The following is a 402-nucleotide window of genomic DNA, read 5'->3' as shown; positions in this document are numbered from 1 at the left end:
CCCAGAAGCTCCTCCAGGATGGAGTAGATCGGGTGGCGGCTCGCCTGGTCCCACGACACTTGTGCTGCCGCCGGCGGGAGCCACGCGCTGGCCAGAGCGAAGGGATGCCCGTGCAGGGAATACACCCGCCGCAGAAACATCACCTCTCGTCCGGCGGCACCGAGGGCCAGCTCGATGGGGGCGGGCGCCTGCACGGGCTCAAACTTGAGAAGCCGCGTCTGCGGCGTGTGGCCTTTGATCACCAGGGCGTCGTAGAAGCCTCTCAGCTCCTGCAGCTCGTGGTGCACCACGGGGCCACCGACAAAGGTGCCCTTGCCCTGTTTCGCCACCACCAGCCCCTGACGCGCGAGCAGGGCGATCGCTTCCCGTACCGTCACGCGAGAAACCCCGAAGCGCTCCATC

General features: G+C 67.7%; 1 protein-coding gene. It reads right to left on the bottom strand.

The window, feature by feature from the left end:
• The coding region (locus ACTFO6_RS17830) for a GntR family transcriptional regulator (RefSeq protein WP_439935757.1) at positions 1-402 on the bottom strand (402 nt) is incomplete at both ends.

Origin of the sequence: Pelomicrobium sp. G1 (genome assembly GCF_051905455.1) — a bacterium.
Lineage (GTDB): Bacteria > Pseudomonadota > Gammaproteobacteria > Burkholderiales > UBA6910 > Pelomicrobium.
Note: the sequence above shows the minus strand (reverse complement) of the source record. Positions and strands in the feature narration are given on the sequence as shown.